Origin of the sequence: Amaricoccus sp. (assembly GCF_047602525.1) — a bacterium.
Taxonomy (GTDB): Bacteria; Pseudomonadota; Alphaproteobacteria; order Rhodobacterales; family Rhodobacteraceae; genus Amaricoccus.
The window spans coordinates 2,537,455-2,551,966 of the sequence record NZ_JASGHB010000001.1 but is presented as its reverse complement, the minus strand read 5'-3'; the positions used below and the strand labels follow the sequence as shown (position 1 = coordinate 2,551,966).

Here is a 14,512-nt window from a genome sequence, read left to right as displayed (position 1 = left end):
CCTCCTCAGTCGCGCGGCGCGGCGGCGCGGGTCAGGCGGTCGTTCAGTGCCGCGCCGAGCCCGTCGCGGGGGATCGGCGCCACGGCGATGCCGGAGGCGCCCTCCACGGCGGCGCGGGCGTCGAGGGCACGCAGGTGGGCAAAGAGGTTCGTCGCCGCCTCGGCGAGGTCGGCGCCAGGCGAGAGATTGAGGCCGGGGGCCTCCGGGCCGGGGCCGAAGCCGAGCCAGAGCTCGGCCGCCGCCGGCCCGCTGGCGTCGAGACGCACGGGCACGGCGGGGGCGTAGTGCGAGGCGAGCTGGCCCGGGGCGGTGACGGCGCTGCCCGCGCGCGCCCGGAGCGGCCGGCCGAGCACCGTCTCGATCGCCTCGGCCGCGAGGCCGCCGGGGCGGAGCAGGACGGGGGCGCCGCCGCCCGATTCAAAGCCGCCCGATTCAAAGCCGCCCGATTCGATGCCATCCGGTCCGCTGCCGTCGAAGCCGACGATGGTCGATTCGACCCCGACCGGGCAGGCGCCGCCGTCGATCACCGCGGCGAGCCGGCCGCGCAGGCCGTCGAGCACGTGGGCTGCGGTCGTGGCGCTCACCCGCCCCGACGGGTTGGCGGACGGGGCGGCAAGCGGGCCGCCGAAGGCGTCGAGCAGGTCGCGGGCGAGCGGGTGCGCCGGGACGCGGACGGCGACGGTGGCAAGGCCGGCCGTCACCCGGTCGGCGAGGCCGCTGCCCGGGCGGCGCGGCAGCACGAGGGTGAGCGGGCCGGGCCAGAACGCCTCCGCGAGCGCGCGGGCGGCCCCATCGAGCCGCGCCACCGCGTCGGCGTCATCGGTGCCGGCGACGTGGACGATGAGCGGGTTGAAGCTCGGGCGGCCCTTGGCGGCGTAGATCGCGGCGACGGCCCGATCCGACCGGGCGTCGGCGCCGAGGCCATAGACCGTCTCGGTCGGGAAGGCGACCAGCGCGCCTGACCGCAGCAGGCCGGCGGCGGCGCGCAGGCCGCGCGGCGTGGGCGACAGGACGACGGTGTTGAGCGCGGCGGCGTCGGGATCGGGCATGTGATGCAGCATTCCGGCCGGGTGGTTCGGCTTGGCAGGGGCGCGGGTGGCGCCTATCCTCCGCCGCCCGCGCCCCTGCCATAGCCCGAGCGGCCACCATCCGTCCACCGTGCGGGCCGCTCCCGAAGGAACCTGTTGCATGACTTACCGCGCCCCCGTTGCCGAGATGCGCTTCCTGCTCGACCGGGTGCTCGGGTTCGACCGGGTGGCGGCGACGGAGCGCTTTGCCGAGGCGACGCCCGAAGCGGTGGAGGCGATCCTCGGCGAAGCGGCACGGCTGGCCGAGGACGTGCTGGCGCCGCTGCGCCGCGCCGGCGATCTCGAGCCGGCGCGGCTGGAGAACGGCGTGGTGCGCACGACGCCGGGGTTCGGGGCGGCCTACCGCACGCTGGCGGAAGGCGGCTGGGTCGGGCTCGCGGCGGATCCGGCGTGGGGCGGGATGGGCCTGCCCGTGACCCTGCTCGAATGCCTGAACGAGGTGTGCTCCGGGGCAAACCTCGCGCTGTCGCTCTGCCCGCTGCTGAGCCAGGGGCAGATCGAGGCGCTGGAGCATCATGCGGGCGACGAGCTGAAGGCGCTCTACCTGCCGAAGCTGGTCGCGGGCACCTGGACCGGAACGATGAACCTGACCGAGCCGCAGGCGGGGACCGACGTCGGGGCGGTCACGACCCGGGCCGAGGCGGCGGGCGATGGCACGTACCGTGTCACCGGGCAGAAGATCTTCATCTCGTGGGGCGATCACGACGTGGCGGAGAACGTCTGCCACCTCGTGCTGGCACGGCTGCCGGACGGGGCGCCGGGGACGCGGGGGCTGTCGCTGTTCCTGGTGCCGAAGCGGATTCCCGACGCCGCGGGCGAGCCGGGCGTGGCGAACGCGGTGCGCCCGATCTCGCTCGAGCACAAGCTCGGCCTGCATGGCAGCCCGACCTGCGTGATGGAGTTCGACGGCGCGACCGGCTGGCTGGTCGGGGGCCCGCATCAGGGGATGGCGGCGATGTTCACGATGATGAACAACGCCCGTCTCGGCGTGGGCGTGCAGGGGCTGTCGCAGGCGGAGGCGGCGTATCAGGCCGCGTGCGCCTTTGCGGCCGAGCGGCGGCAGGGGCGGCCCCCGAGCGGCGAGACGATCGCCGGCTTCCCCGACGTGCGGCGGATGCTGGCGACGATGGCCTCTGCCGTGGCGACGGCGCGGGGGATCTGCCTCGACTGCGCGGTGTCGATCGACATGGGCACGGCTACGGCCGCGCCGGAGTGGGCGGCGCGGGCGGCGTTCCTGACGCCGATCGCCAAAGCCCATGGCACGGACGCGGGCTGCGCGGTGGCCGAGCTGGCGGTGCAGGTCTTCGGCGGCATGGGCTATGTCGAGGAGACCGGGGTCGCGCAGTTCTATCGCGACGTGCGGGTGACGGCGATCTACGAGGGCACGAACGGCGTGCAGGCGATGGATCTGGTCGGGCGCAAGCTCGGCGACGGTGGCGTCGCGGCCCGCGCGCTGCTGGGCGAGGTGGCGGAGACCGCGGCAGCGGCGGGCGGCGATCTCGGCGAGCGGCTGGCGGACGCGGCGCTCGACGTGGCGTCGGCGACGGCATGGATGCTGGCGGCCGAGCCGAACGATCGCTTTGCCGGCGCGACGCGCTATCTTCGGGCATTCGCGCTGGTGCTGGGCGGGCACTACCTGCTCAAGGCGGCACTGGCGGAGGCGGGGCGGATGCCGCTCGCGCGGTTCCACATCCGTCAGATCCTGCCCGAGGTCGCGGCGCTCTGCGAGGCGGCGTGCCAGGGGGCGGGGGCGCTCGACGGCGTGGCCGGCGCGTGAAGGACGCGGCGGAGATCGTCTTTCCGTTCGCCCCGCCGGCGCCGGGCGAGGCGGTGGAGGTGGCCGAGGGGGTGCTGTGGCTGCGCATCCCGCTGGAGAGCTTCCGGCCGGACCACGTGAACGCCTATGCGCTCGACGACGGCGACGGGTGGAGCGTGGTGGACACCGGGCTCGACACGCCGCGCACGCGGCAGGTCTGGGAGGCGCTGCTGGCCGGGCCGCTGGCGGGGCGGCCGGTGCGGCGGGTGCTGCTGACGCATCATCATCCCGATCACGTGGGGCTCGCGGGCTGGCTGCAGGCGCGCGGCGCGGAGCTGTGGGCGACGCGGACGGCGTGGCTGGCGACGCGGATGCTGACGCTCGACGAGCAGGAGCGCCCGCGGGCCGAGACGCTCGCCTACTGGCGCGCGGGCGGCATGCCGGAGGATGTGCTGGCCGAGCGGGCGGGGCGCCGGCCGTTCAACTACGCCGACTGCGTGGCGCCGCTGCCGCTCGGGTTTCGCGCGATCGCGCAGGACGACGAGATCGTCGCGGGCGGGCGGCGCTGGCGGGTCGAGATCGGCCATGGCCATGCGCCGGAGCAGGCGACGCTCTGGGGCATCGGGCACGAGCTGGTCGTCGTCGGCGACCAAGTGCTGCCGGGGATCACGCCGAACCTCGGGGTCTATGCGACCGAGCCGGAGGCCGATCCGGTGGGCGAGTGGCTCGTCTCCTGCCGCCGGCTCGGGGCGCTGGCCGCGCCGGGGCAACTGGCGCTGCCGGGGCACCGGCGGCCGTTCCTCGGGCTGGGCGCGCGGCTGGCCGAGCTGGCGGAGCATGGCGAGGCGGGGCTCGACCGGCTGGCGGCGCACCTCGTGGAGCCGCAGCGGGCGACCGACTGCTTCGGCGTGCTGTACGGTCGGGCGATCGGATCGGGCGAGTACCTGCTGGCGCTCGGCGAGGCGGTCGGCCACCTGAACCGGCTGGTGCGCACCGGACGGGCGCTGCGCAGGCGTGGCGAGGACGGCGCGTGGCGCTGGCAGGCGGTCGCCTGCGACGAAAAAGCGACTGACACGCCGCGCGCTTCACGGTAGAACCTCGACCGAACCGGACCGTGGCGCGTGCCCGGGCGAGCGTTGAGGAGACGGGTGATGGCGAGCGAATCCCACGGGCATGTCGGCCACGCAGCGGCGCACGTGCCGGCGATCAACGACGCGGCCGAGCATCAGCGCACGTTCGAGTCGTTCATCCGCTTCTGGGTCTATGTCTTCGGCTTTGCCGCGCTGCTGCTGATCTTCATCGCGCTGGTCAACGCCTGATCCGGGAACCGATCGGGAAGGGGACCGCCTTGCGCCGCGCGATCATCGCCCTGGCCGCGGTGTCGGCGCTGGCCGGCTGCGAGGTCTACAAGCCCGCCACGCCCGAGGCGATCGAGGCGGCGCGCTATGTCAGCCCCGAGCCGCCCTCCGTGACGCTGATGTCGATGGTGAACGAATCCTCCGGGCGGTCGGAGCACGCGGGTCTGCTCATCAACGGCTCGCAGCAGGTGCTCTTCGACCCCGCCGGCACCTTCACCCACCCGGATCTGCCGCGGGCGGGGGATATCCACTACGGGATGACGCCGCGCTACGTGGATTATTACGAGCGGTATCATGCCCGCTTCGGCTACTTCGTCGAGGCCGACAAGGTGCCGATCACCCGGGCGCAGGCGGACCAGCTGATCGCCAATGCCCAGGCGGAGGGGCAGCAGATGAAGATGATGTGCTCGCTCGCCACCGCCGACGTGCTGCGCCCGGTCGCCCCGTTCGAGGGCGTGACCAAGAGCGTCTTCCCGGAGGCGCTCCGCAAGGATTTCGAGAGGATGCCCGGGGTCGGCACCACCTTCGTCTACGAGAACGACATCGGTCAGAACAAGGTCTGGGAGCACAGCGACCAGCCGCGATCGTGACCGGCGCGGCACAACCGCACTTCCCGGATGGCGCGGAGCCCGCAGTTCCGGCCGTGGCGGCGCCCGCCGGTGCAGGCATCTCGGGCGTCCTGCGCCGGCTGGCGCGCAGCGGCACGGGCGAGCGCGTGTCGTTCGGCGATCTGGTCGAGGCGTTCGAGATCGGCGCCTACGGGCCGCTGATCGTGCTGTTCGCGGCGCCGAACATTCTGCCCGTGGCGCTGCCCGGCATCTCGGCGGTCCTCGGCGCGCCGCTGATCCTCGTCACCGCGCAGATGATGCTCGGCCGCCGCCGGCCGTGGCTGCCCGGGATCATCCGGCGCCGGTCGGTGCGGCGCGTGGATCTGGCGCGGCTGGTCGAGCGCGTCGTCCCGCGGCTCGAGCGGCTGGAGGCCCGGATGCGGCCGCGGCACGCGGTGCTGACCGGCCGGGTCGGGCGGCGCGTGGTGGGCGCGATCGGGCTGCTGCTCGCGACGATCATCTTCCTGCCGATCCCGTTCGGCAACTCGCTGCCCGGGCTGGCGCTGGTGCTGATGGCGCTCGGCCTGCTGGCGCGCGACGGGCTGATGGTCGCGGCCGGTGGCGGGGTCGCCGCCGCGGGCGTCGTCGTGGCGTCGGGCTTTGCCTGGGGACTGGCGGAAGGCGGGGCGCACCTGGTGGAGCAGGGCTTCGGGCTCTGACGCCGGCGATCCGCCAGACGCGCGCGGACGGGACACGGCCCTCGGAATTCGGATCACGACTTCTTGACGGAAAGCGTCAGGCTTTCTAGTCCCGGCCCCGGGGTCGGCTTTAGCCATATCGCCACGTCCGGCCGGAGCGAACGCAGGGGCGCAAGCCCCCGATCCGGGGAAGAGCGAGATGACAGAATTGACGGCGGGCCGCGCAGCGGTCCTCGCCACGTTGGGCGCGTTGGCGGGCGCCCTGCCTGCCGACGCGCAGCAGACACAGGAGACGCAGGAGACGGGGGCGGGCATGGTGCTCGAGACCCTGGTCATCACCGGGCGGACGCTCGACGGCAGCGGACCGGTCGACGGCATCGTGCCGGCCGACACCGCGACCGCGACGAAGCTCGACGTGCCGATCCTGGAGGCGCCGCAGTCGGTGACGGTGGTCGGCACCGACGAGATGCAGGCGATCGGTGCGCAGACCGTGGGGCAGGCGTTCGGCTACAGCGCCGGGATCACGACGTTCGGCGGGCTCGACTACGCCGGCGATTCGCTGATGGCGCGGGGCTTCCGGGTGGACCCGTACTACGGCAGCTTCTTCCGCGACGGCCTGCGCTACACGGTGAACGTGTTCGACGGATCGCAGGAGCTCTACGGCCTCGAGCGGATCGAGATGCTGCGCGGGCCGTCGTCGGTGCTCTACGGCATGGCCGCGCCCGGGGGCGTGGTGAACAGCGTCAGCAAGCGGCCGACCGACACGCCCCTGCGCGAGCTGAACTTCACGCTCGGCAGCTTCGACACCACCCAGGTTTCGGGCGACTTCGGCGGTCCGCTCGACGCGGACGGGGCGCTGTCCTACCGGCTGACGGGGCTGTGGCGCAATGCCGATACGGCGGTCGACTACGTGCCGAACGACCGGCAGTTCCTCGCGCCGGCGCTGACCTGGCGTCCGGACGAGCGGACGTCGGTGACGCTGCTCGGGCTCTACCAGCGCGACAAGAGCAAGTACATCTACGGCCTGCCGGCGGAGGGAACGGTGCTGCCGAACCCGAACGGGCAGATCCCGCTGCAGCGCTTCGTCGGCGAGCCGGGGTATGATCGCTACGAGACGACGCGGAAGTCGGCGGCGGTGCTGTTCGAGCACGCGTTCGAGACGGTGCCGCTCACCTTCCGCAGCGGCGTGCGGTACGACCGGGCCGACGTGGACATGCCGTCGATCTGGCTCGACACGCTGCAGGACGACATGCGGACGATCACCCGCAACGCGCAAGACCGTGCGGACTGGTCGGACGCGGCGGTGTCGGACACTTCGCTGCAGTACGACTGGAGCCTCGGCGGCACCACGCACAAGACGCTGCTCGGCTTCGAGGCCACGAAGTCGCGGCACGAGACCGACCGCGCCAACCGCTCGGCAGACCCGCTCGACCTGTTCGATCCGGTCTATGGCGGCGCGCTCGGCGACGTGAGCGCCACGTATGTCGAGCGCGAAGAGTACAAGCGCTACGGCCTCTACCTGCAGGACCAGGTCCACGTCGGCGACCGCTGGGTGGTGTCGCTCGGCGGCCGGCACGACTGGGTCGACTACCTCGACCGCGGTGTTTACGCCGGTACTTCGTTCCGGAGCGAAGAGGACACGAGCGCCTTCACCGGGCGGGCGGGGATCATCTATCTCGCGCCGAACGGCATCGCGCCCTACGTCAGCTACAGCACGTCGTTCGAGCCCACGGGCGGCGTCGACCGCAACCTGCAGCGATTCGAGCCGACCACCGGCCAGCAGATCGAGGCAGGCGTGCGCTACCAGCCGCCGGGCGCCGACATGCTGCTGACCGCATCGGTCTACCAGATCAAGCAGCAGAACGTGCTGGTGACGGACCCGGTCGACCCGAACTTCTCGATCCAGGAGGGCGAGGTGCGCTCGCGCGGGCTGGAGCTGGAGGCGCGGGCGAGCCTCACCGACAATCTCGACGTGATCGCGGCCTATGCCTACACCGACGCGCGCACGACGAAGAGCAGCCCGCTGACACCGGAGAACGTCGGCCGGCGCACCGGCGGGGTGCCGTACAATCAGGCGTCGCTCTGGGCCGACTACAGCTTCAGCGCGTTCGGGCTGCCGGGTCTCCGGGCTGGCGCGGGCGTGCGCTACGTCGGCGACACGACGGGCTACTGGATGCCGGACGTGACGATCCCGGGGGTGACGCTGGTCGACGCGATGGTGCGCTACGACTTCGCGAACGGCTGGCGGGTGGCGATGAACGGCACCAACCTGACGGACAGGACGTTCGTGGCGGCCTGCACCTACATGTGCTTCTACGGCGAGCCGCGGACTGTGGAGCTGACGCTGACGAAGACCTGGTGAGACGGCAGGGGGCGGCGGCGCCCCCCGCCATCGGCACGCCTGAAATGCGAAAGGCCGCGCCCAAGAGCGCGGCCCGGTGAAAAGCGTCGTGACCTGTCGGTCAGGGGGTCAGAGGAGGCCCTCGCGCTGCATCTTCTTGCGCGCCAGCTTGCGCGCGCGACGGATGGCCTCGGCCCGCTCACGGGCCTTCTTGACGGACGGCTTCTCGAAATGCTGCCGGAGCTTCATTTCGCGGAAGACGCCCTCGCGCTGCAGCTTCTTCTTGAGCGCGCGCAACGCCTGATCGACGTTGTTGTCACGAACCATTACCTGCACTGTGCTTTCACCACCTTCCCGTTTTGCGTGCATGAGCGAATGACGAAGGCCGGTTCGAAAACCGGCCGAGGGGCGCTATATAGCTCTGGAAGCGCCGGCTGTCGAGAGCCGGCTCCGGAGAATTGGGGGATCGACACGATGACCGACGAAAGCCCGACCGACGAACGCATGGCCGACGAACGCATGGCCGAGGACGACCATCTGGCTGCGACGCGGGCCGCGGTGCTGGCGGCGGCACTGCCGCACGTGGCCTTCGACGGCTGGAGCGACCGCACGCTGGCCGGCGCGGTGACGGACGCGGGTGTGGACCCGGCGCTCGCGCGGCTGGCGTTCCCGCGCGGCGGCCTTGATCTCGCGCTCGCGTTCCATGCCGCGCGGGATGCGGAGCTGGCGGCGGAACTGGCCTCGACCGACCTGCTGGGGCTGCGGTTCCGCGACAAGGTGGCCTGGGCGGTGATGCGCCGGCTCGAGCTGGTCGGGGCCGACCGCGAGGCGGTGCGGCGGGGGGCGACGCTGTTCGCGCTGCCGACCCACGCCGCCGACGGCGCGCGGGCGATCTGGCAGACAGCCGATACGATCTGGTCCGGCCTCGGCGACACGGCGCGGGACTTTTCCTGGTACTCGAAGCGGGCCACGCTGGCGGCGGTCTATTCCTCGGCGCTGCTCTACTGGCTCGGGGACGAGACGCCGGGCTTTTCCGCCACGCGGGAGTTCGTCGCGCGCCGGATCGACGACGTGATGCGAATCGAGGGGGCGAAGGCCAAGGTCCGGGCGAATCCGATCGCGGCCGCGCTGCTCAAGGGGCCGGCCGCGCTTCTCGACCGGATCCAGGCGCCGCGGCCGTCCCCGGGCCTGCCGGGCGCACTCGACTCCTGAGGCCGTCCCCCGGCCCTTGACCCCACGGCGGGCCGCGGGGGAGAGAGGAGGGGCGAACGAGGGAGGGATGCGGCCATGGGCCTGCCGGGAGAGATGCGCGTCGTCGAGATCAGCGGGCCGGGCGGTCCGGAGGTGCTGGTGCCCGGCGTGCGCAAGGTGCCGCAGCCGGCGGCCGGCGAGATCCTGATCCGGGTGCGCGCGGCCGGGGTCAACCGGCCCGACCTGCTGCAGCGCGCCGGCTCCTATGCGCCGCCACCGGGGGCGTCGGACCTGCCGGGGCTCGAGGCGGCGGGCGAGGTGGCGGCGGTGGGCGCGGGCGTCTCGCGCTGGCATGTGGGCGACCCGGTCTGCGCGCTGCTGCCCGGCGGCGGCTACGCGGAATATGTCGTCACGCCGGCCGACCACGCCCTGCCGGTGCCGAAGCCGCTCGGCATGGTGGAGGCCGCCGGCCTCTGCGAGACCTTTTTCACGGTTTGGAGCAATGTCTTCGAGCGCGGCCGGCTGCTGGCGGGCGAGAGCCTGCTGGTGCACGGCGGCTCGTCGGGGATCGGCACCACGGCGATCCAGATCGCGCGGGCGCGCGGCGCGCGGGTGTTCGTGACCGCCGGCAGCGAGGCGAAGTGCCAGGCCTGCCTCGACCTCGGGGCCGAGATGGCGGTGAACCACCGCGAGGCGGATTTCGTCGCGGCGGTGAAGGACGCGACCGGCGGCCGTGGCGTCGACGTGATCCTCGACATGGTGGGCGGCGACTATCTTGCCCGCGACGTGCGGGCGCTGGCGCCGGACGGGCGGCTGGTGATGATCGCGCACCAGAAGGGCGCGGAGGCGGCGTTGAACTTCGCCATCGTCATGGTGAAGCGGTTGACCATCACCGGCTCCACCCTGCGGCCGCAGTCGGTGGAGGCCAAGGCGCGGATCGCCGAGGCGCTGCGCCGCGAGGTCTGGCCGCTGCTCGACGCGGCGCGGATCGCCCCGGTCATCGCCGAGACCTTTCCGCTCGACCAGGCGGCGGAGGCGCACGCCCGGCTCGAGTCGGGCGAGGTCACGGGCAAGATCGTGCTCGAGGTGGCCTGAGAGCCGGCTTGAAAACTCGGACGGGTCGGCCCGGTGCCGGATTTCCAGACGGCCGCCGAGCCTCACCAGGTCTCGCTCTGCGGCGCCCCGTCGATCACCTCGGCGAGACGCTCGCGGGTCGGGCGGTTGGCGTCGCCCGGCAGGTCGGCGAGCGGATAGAAGGCCGCGGACAGGATTTCGAGCGAGGCGCGCTTCGGATGCGGCTGCCGCGCGCCGCGGCTGACGTAGAGGACGACATGGTCGCGGCGCCCGCCGAAGCCGCTGCGATAGACGCCGAACAGCTCCGGCGGGCCGGCCAGGACCAGCCCGCCCTCCTCCGCCGCCTCTCGGACCGCCGCCGCCCGGCAGGTCTCGTCGGGGTCGACCGCGCCGCCGGGCAGGTGCAGGCCGGGAAGGTAGGAGTGGCGCACGAGAAAGACGCCGCCCGCGTCGTCGAGCGCAACGAGCCGCACGCCGAGGCTGAGCCGCGGGCGGAACATCTCGGTCAGCCGGCTGAGCAGGACGCCGGCATGAAGGTGGAGCGTGCGGAGCACGGCGCGTCGTCCTTTCGGGTCGCGGGCACACCAACGTAGGGCGCGGGCGTCGGGGCGGCAATGCGGACCGGGTCGCGTCTGGCGAGAGCGGCGTCGGAGGCGACGTGCGCGGCGCCTGATGGCGGGAGTTGATCGGAGATGATTGACGCGGCGCCATCCGGGTGCGAGCCTGCCGGCGGCAGAACCCGGGGAGGAGCGCCGTGCACGAGAGGGAGCGGCATCGCGTGATCCTCGCCGCCGTCCAGGGCAAGCCGCTGGTGACGGTGCAGGAGATGGTCGAGCTGACCGAATCGTCGGAGGCGACGGTCCGCCGCGACATCGCGGCGCTGCACATGCAGAAAAAGCTGCGCCGGGTGCGTGGCGGCGCCGAGGCGATCACGCCGCCGGCCTTCGCCGGGCTCGCGGGGCGGCCGTGGAGCCTGAACGAGACGTCGCATGTCGCCGAGAAGCGGGCGATCGCGCGCGCGGCGGTCGAGATGTGCGAGGACGGCGAGTCGATCATCATCAACGGCGGGACGACCACGTTCCAGATGGTCTATCCGCTCGCCACCCGGCGGCTGCAGGTGATGACCAACTCGTTCCCGATCGCCGAGCACCTGCTGCGCCAGTCGCGCAACGCGGTGCTGCTGCCCGGCGGCACGATCTATCGCGAGCAGATGATCGTGCTTTCGCCGTTCGAGAACGACGTCACCCGAAACTTCTACGCCCGGCACATGTTCATGGGGGCACAGGGCGTCGGCGCGCTGGGGCTGATGGAGGCCGACCCGCTGCTGATCCAGGCCGAGCAGAAGCTGGTCAACCAGGCCGACGAGCTGGTGGTGCTGGTCGACTCGAGCAAGTTCGCCCGGCGCTCGAGCCTGATCCTGTGCGGGCTCGAGCGGATCGCCACGATCATCACCGACGACCGGCTGGACGATCGGGCGGCGGCGATGGTCGAGGCGGCGGGGGTGCGGCTCATCGTCGTCGCGCCGGTTGCGCCGGCGGCATCCGCGGCGGAGTGACGCGGCGGGAACGGCGAAGACCGGCGGGCGTTCTTCCCGGCGTGGGAGAGGATCGCAGGCGTGACCCGGTTCGACATCTTCGTTTCGGCCCAGGATGCGGTCTGGCCGGCCGTCACGGCCGAGCTTGCCGCCGGGCGCAAGCGCAGCCACTGGATGTGGTTCGTCTTCCCGCAGATCGCCGGGCTCGGCGGCAGCGAGACGGCCGTGCGATTTGCCATCGGATCGCTGGCCGAGGCGCGCAGCTATCTCGCGCATCCCGTTCTCGCCCCCCGTCTCCGGCAAGCGACGGGGCTGATCCTCTGTCATGCGGGGCGTGAGGCGAGCCTGATCCTCGGGCATGTCGACGCGCTGAAGCTCCGCTCGTCGATGACGCTGTTCCAGGCGGCGGACCCCGCCGAGCCGCTGTTCGGCGCGGCGCTCGCGGCGTTCTCCGATGGGGTGCCGGACCCGCGCACGCTGGCATTGCTCAAGGGCGCGGACCTGCGCTGACCGTGCCGAAGATCTGCCCGGCGTGCCCGTCGAGATAGATCCGCAGCCACGGGGCGAAGTCGGTCGGCGCGGCGGCGATCTCGCCCGCCAGCGCCGCGAGCCCGATCCAGCGGACGTCCGCGACCTCGGCGGGGTCGGGCGCGAGCGCGGGCTCCGCCGGGCAGTGGGCGACGAAGACGTCGACCTCCTCGTGCTCGACCAGGCTCTCGCCGACCTCGGCGCGGTAGGTGAGCCGCTCGCGCCAGTCGAGCGCGAGGCCCGAGACGCCGAGCTCCTCGCGCAGGCGGCGGTGGGCGCAGTCAAGCGGCGCTTCGCCCCAGCGCGGATGCGTGCAGCAGGCGTTGGCCCAGAGCAGGCCGGAGTGGTATTTGCCCGCCGCCCGGCGCTGGATGAGCGTGCGCGCCTCGGTCCCGGTGCCGGTGACGAGGAAGACCGACACGGCCGGGTGAAGCAGGCCGCGGCGATGGACCTCGAGCTTTGGCACCGGCGCGAGACCGCTGAGAGTCCAGGCCGGAATCAGGTCGTCTTTGATCTGGGACATGGCGCGTCTTCGCGATCCCGCTGAAACAGTTCAAGACGAAAGTCGGGCCGCGCGCGGATCGACCGGGGTCGGGGGCTGTGCTAGTTTGACGCCATCGCGGCCTGCCGGGTGCCCGGCGGTTGACTTTTGCGTCAGGCTGCAGGAACCAGACAACCGGGTGGGGCGCCTGCGGCGGCCGGTGGACCTGAGGGAATTGCGAATGGACTACGACGCCCTGTTCCGCGGCCAGCTCGATGCGCTGCGCAAGGACGGAAACTATCGGGTCTTCGCCGAGCTGGAGCGGACGACCGGGGCGTTTCCGCGGGCGCGGCGCTATCGCGACGGCCGGGCCAGCGACATCACGGTCTGGTGCTCGAACGACTATCTCGGGATGGGGCAGCACCCGAAGGTGCTGGCCGCGATGCACGAGGCGATCGACCGTACCGGCGCGGGCGCCGGGGGCACGCGCAACATCTCGGGCAACACCCACGATCATATCCTGCTCGAGCGCGAGCTGGCCGACCTGCACGGCAAGGAGTCGGCGCTGCTGTTCACCTCGGGCTATGTCTCGAACTGGGCGTCCCTCGGGACGCTGGGGGCGCGGCTGCCCAACGCGGTGATCCTGTCGGACGCGCTGAACCACGCGTCGATGATCGAGGGCATCCGGCACGCCCGCTGCGAGAAGCGGGTGTGGAAGCACAACGATCCGCGCGATCTCGAGCGTCAGCTCGCCGACATCGACCCGAGCCGGCCGAAGGTGGTGGCGTTCGAGAGCGTCTATTCCATGGACGGGGACATCTCGCCGATGGCCGAGATCCTCGACGTGGCCGAGCGCCACGGCGCGATGACCTACCTCGACGAGGTTCACGCCGTCGGCCTCTACGGGTCGCGCGGCGGCGGGGTCGCGGAGGAGCGCGGGCTCGCGCACCGGGTGACGCTGATCGAGGGCACGCTCGGCAAGGCGTTCGGGGTGATGGGCGGCTATGTCGCCGGATCGGCCGCCCTGGTCGACTTCATCCGCAGCTTCGCGTCGGGCTTCATCTTCACCACGTCGCTGCCGCCGGCGATCGCCGCCGGGGCGCGGGCCAGCATCGCGCACCTGAAGGTCAGCCAGATGGAGCGGGCGCGCCAGCGCGAGATGGTGCGCAAGCTGCGCGCCCGGCTCGACCACCTCGGCATCCCGCACCTGCCGAACCCGAGCCACATCGTGCCGGTGATGGTGAAGGACCCGGTGAAGTGCAAGATGATCTCGGACATCCTGCTCGACGACTACGGGATCTATGTCCAGCCGATCAACTATCCCACGGTGCCGAAGGGGACCGAGCGCCTGCGGTTCACACCGTCGCCGCTGCACACGGACGGCGACCTCGATCACCTGATGCGGGCGCTGACCGATCTCTGGAGCCACTGCGCGCTGTCGCGGGCGGTCGCCTGACGCGCGACGTGTGACGGACGGCGGGCACAGCGTTGAATTGGGCTGGTCCGCAAAGTTCCATTTGAACAACTGACCCGGGTGCCCGTGCCGCTGCGACAATGCCGCCGCTCGCGGCTGGTCGCATAGTTGACCAGATTAGTCATTGCAATTCCCGAGCGAAGCGGTCAGGTTAGGGGCCAGCCTGAATCACGAGATCCGCGTGCCCCGATGATCGTCTGCTCCTGCTGCCGAGTGACGGATACGGACATCCGCGATACCATCGCCTGGATGCGGGCGTCGGATCCGTACACGCTCATCACCCCCGGCAAGATCTACCGCGCGCTCGGCAAGTCCGCCGACTGTGGCGGCTGCATCAAGCTGTTCGTCGAGAAGATGCGGGCGGACGACAATCTCGCGGTTCCGGTGGAGCTGCGCGGGTTGCGCCGGAAGGAGCGGAGGGTGCGGCTGGAGGAAATTTGA

General features: G+C 72.1%; 16 protein-coding genes. 12 read left to right on the top strand and 4 right to left on the bottom strand.

The features are described 5' to 3' along the window. Positions 1-5 precede the first annotated feature (5 nt). Positions 6-1,049 (bottom strand): L-threonylcarbamoyladenylate synthase, encoded by a 1,044-nt coding sequence (locus QM699_RS13095; RefSeq protein WP_415011540.1) that lies wholly within the window; start codon positions 1,047-1,049, stop codon positions 6-8. 139 nt (positions 1,050-1,188) lie between these two features. Between QM699_RS13095 and QM699_RS13090 the strand changes: the two genes are divergently transcribed. The 6 genes from QM699_RS13090 (at position 1,189) to QM699_RS13065 (ending at position 7,810) form a co-directional block, all read left to right on the top strand. After that, complete coding sequence (locus QM699_RS13090) at positions 1,189-2,865, top strand: acyl-CoA dehydrogenase (RefSeq protein WP_415011539.1); 1,677 nt, start codon at positions 1,189-1,191, stop codon at positions 2,863-2,865. Beyond that, entirely contained in the window at positions 2,862-3,938 is a 1,077-nt protein-coding gene (locus QM699_RS13085) for an MBL fold metallo-hydrolase (RefSeq protein ID WP_415011538.1), read from the top strand. The genes QM699_RS13090 and QM699_RS13085 overlap by 4 nt, the downstream gene beginning before the upstream one ends. A 57-nt stretch (positions 3,939-3,995) precedes the next feature. Continuing rightward, positions 3,996-4,163, top strand: a complete 168-nt coding sequence (locus QM699_RS13080) for an aa3-type cytochrome c oxidase subunit IV (RefSeq protein WP_415011537.1) — start codon at positions 3,996-3,998, stop codon at positions 4,161-4,163. 29 nt (positions 4,164-4,192) lie between these two features. Then, complete coding sequence (locus QM699_RS13075; RefSeq protein ID WP_415011536.1) at positions 4,193-4,792, top strand: hypothetical protein; 600 nt, start codon at positions 4,193-4,195, stop codon at positions 4,790-4,792. A 53-nt stretch (positions 4,793-4,845) separates the two neighbouring features. Next, complete coding sequence (locus QM699_RS13070; protein ID WP_415011535.1) at positions 4,846-5,469, top strand: exopolysaccharide biosynthesis protein; 624 nt, start codon at positions 4,846-4,848, stop codon at positions 5,467-5,469. Between the two features lie 178 nt (positions 5,470-5,647). Beyond that, positions 5,648-7,810 (top strand): TonB-dependent siderophore receptor, encoded by a 2,163-nt coding sequence (locus QM699_RS13065; protein ID WP_415011534.1) that lies wholly within the window; start codon positions 5,648-5,650, stop codon positions 7,808-7,810. A gap of 108 nt (positions 7,811-7,918) precedes the next feature. On the opposite strand, the gene rpsU is transcribed toward QM699_RS13065, so the two are convergent. After that, positions 7,919-8,125 (bottom strand): 30S ribosomal protein S21, encoded by a 207-nt coding sequence (rpsU, locus tag QM699_RS13060; RefSeq protein ID WP_184148041.1) that lies wholly within the window; start codon positions 8,123-8,125, stop codon positions 7,919-7,921. A gap of 183 nt (positions 8,126-8,308) precedes the next feature. Between rpsU and QM699_RS13055 the strand changes: the two genes are divergently transcribed. Both QM699_RS13055 and QM699_RS13050 read left to right on the top strand, forming a co-directional pair. Further along, a complete protein-coding gene (locus tag QM699_RS13055; RefSeq protein ID WP_415012755.1) occupies positions 8,309-9,001 on the top strand; it encodes a COQ9 family protein in 693 nt (230 codons plus the stop codon). 75 nt (positions 9,002-9,076) lie between these two features. Beyond that, complete coding sequence (locus tag QM699_RS13050; RefSeq protein WP_415011533.1) at positions 9,077-10,075, top strand: NAD(P)H-quinone oxidoreductase; 999 nt, start codon at positions 9,077-9,079, stop codon at positions 10,073-10,075. Positions 10,076-10,137: 62 nt separating this feature from the next. On the opposite strand, the gene QM699_RS13045 is transcribed toward QM699_RS13050, so the two are convergent. Then, positions 10,138-10,608, bottom strand: a complete 471-nt coding sequence (locus QM699_RS13045; protein ID WP_415011532.1) for an NUDIX domain-containing protein — start codon at positions 10,606-10,608, stop codon at positions 10,138-10,140. Positions 10,609-10,808: 200 nt separating this feature from the next. Between QM699_RS13045 and QM699_RS13040 the strand changes: the two genes are divergently transcribed. Then, on the top strand, positions 10,809-11,609 hold the full coding sequence (locus QM699_RS13040) for a DeoR/GlpR family DNA-binding transcription regulator (protein WP_415011531.1): 801 nt from the start codon (positions 10,809-10,811) through the stop codon (positions 11,607-11,609). Positions 11,610-11,669: 60 nt separating this feature from the next. After that, the gene (locus QM699_RS13035; protein WP_415011530.1) at positions 11,670-12,098 is read left to right on the top strand and encodes a DUF1810 domain-containing protein; all 429 of its coding nucleotides are present in this window, start codon (positions 11,670-11,672) and stop codon (positions 12,096-12,098) included. Here QM699_RS13035 and QM699_RS13030 read toward each other — a convergent pair. Next, the gene (locus QM699_RS13030; protein WP_415011529.1) at positions 12,076-12,639 is read right to left on the bottom strand and encodes an isopentenyl-diphosphate Delta-isomerase; all 564 of its coding nucleotides are present in this window, start codon (positions 12,637-12,639) and stop codon (positions 12,076-12,078) included. The genes QM699_RS13035 and QM699_RS13030 overlap by 23 nt on opposite strands. A gap of 199 nt (positions 12,640-12,838) precedes the next feature. Between QM699_RS13030 and hemA the strand changes: the two genes are divergently transcribed. Further along, positions 12,839-14,053: a 5-aminolevulinate synthase gene (gene hemA / locus QM699_RS13025; RefSeq protein ID WP_415011528.1), complete on the top strand. Its 1,215-nt coding sequence runs from the start codon at positions 12,839-12,841 to the stop codon at positions 14,051-14,053. A gap of 207 nt (positions 14,054-14,260) precedes the next feature. Then, a complete protein-coding gene (locus tag QM699_RS13020) occupies positions 14,261-14,512 on the top strand; it encodes a bacterioferritin-associated ferredoxin (RefSeq protein WP_415011527.1) in 252 nt (83 codons plus the stop codon).

Excerpts from the sequence above, each read along its gene's own strand:
- QM699_RS13095 (WP_415011540.1), bottom strand. The coding sequence starts at position 1,049 with ATGCCCGATCCCGACGCCGCCGCGCTCAACACCGTCGTCCTGTCGCCC.
- QM699_RS13090 (WP_415011539.1), top strand. The coding sequence starts at position 1,189 with ATGACTTACCGCGCCCCCGTTGCCGAGATGCGCTTCCTGCTCGACCGG.
- QM699_RS13080 (WP_415011537.1), top strand. The coding sequence starts at position 3,996 with ATGGCGAGCGAATCCCACGGGCATGTCGGCCACGCAGCGGCGCACGTG.
- QM699_RS13065 (WP_415011534.1), top strand. The coding sequence starts at position 5,648 with ATGACAGAATTGACGGCGGGCCGCGCAGCGGTCCTCGCCACGTTGGGC.
- QM699_RS13055 (WP_415012755.1), top strand. The coding sequence starts at position 8,309 with ATGGCCGAGGACGACCATCTGGCTGCGACGCGGGCCGCGGTGCTGGCG.
- QM699_RS13050 (WP_415011533.1), top strand. The coding sequence starts at position 9,077 with ATGGGCCTGCCGGGAGAGATGCGCGTCGTCGAGATCAGCGGGCCGGGC.
- QM699_RS13030 (WP_415011529.1), bottom strand. The coding sequence starts at position 12,639 with ATGTCCCAGATCAAAGACGACCTGATTCCGGCCTGGACTCTCAGCGGT.
- hemA (WP_415011528.1), top strand. The coding sequence starts at position 12,839 with ATGGACTACGACGCCCTGTTCCGCGGCCAGCTCGATGCGCTGCGCAAG.
- QM699_RS13020 (WP_415011527.1), top strand. The coding sequence starts at position 14,261 with ATGATCGTCTGCTCCTGCTGCCGAGTGACGGATACGGACATCCGCGAT.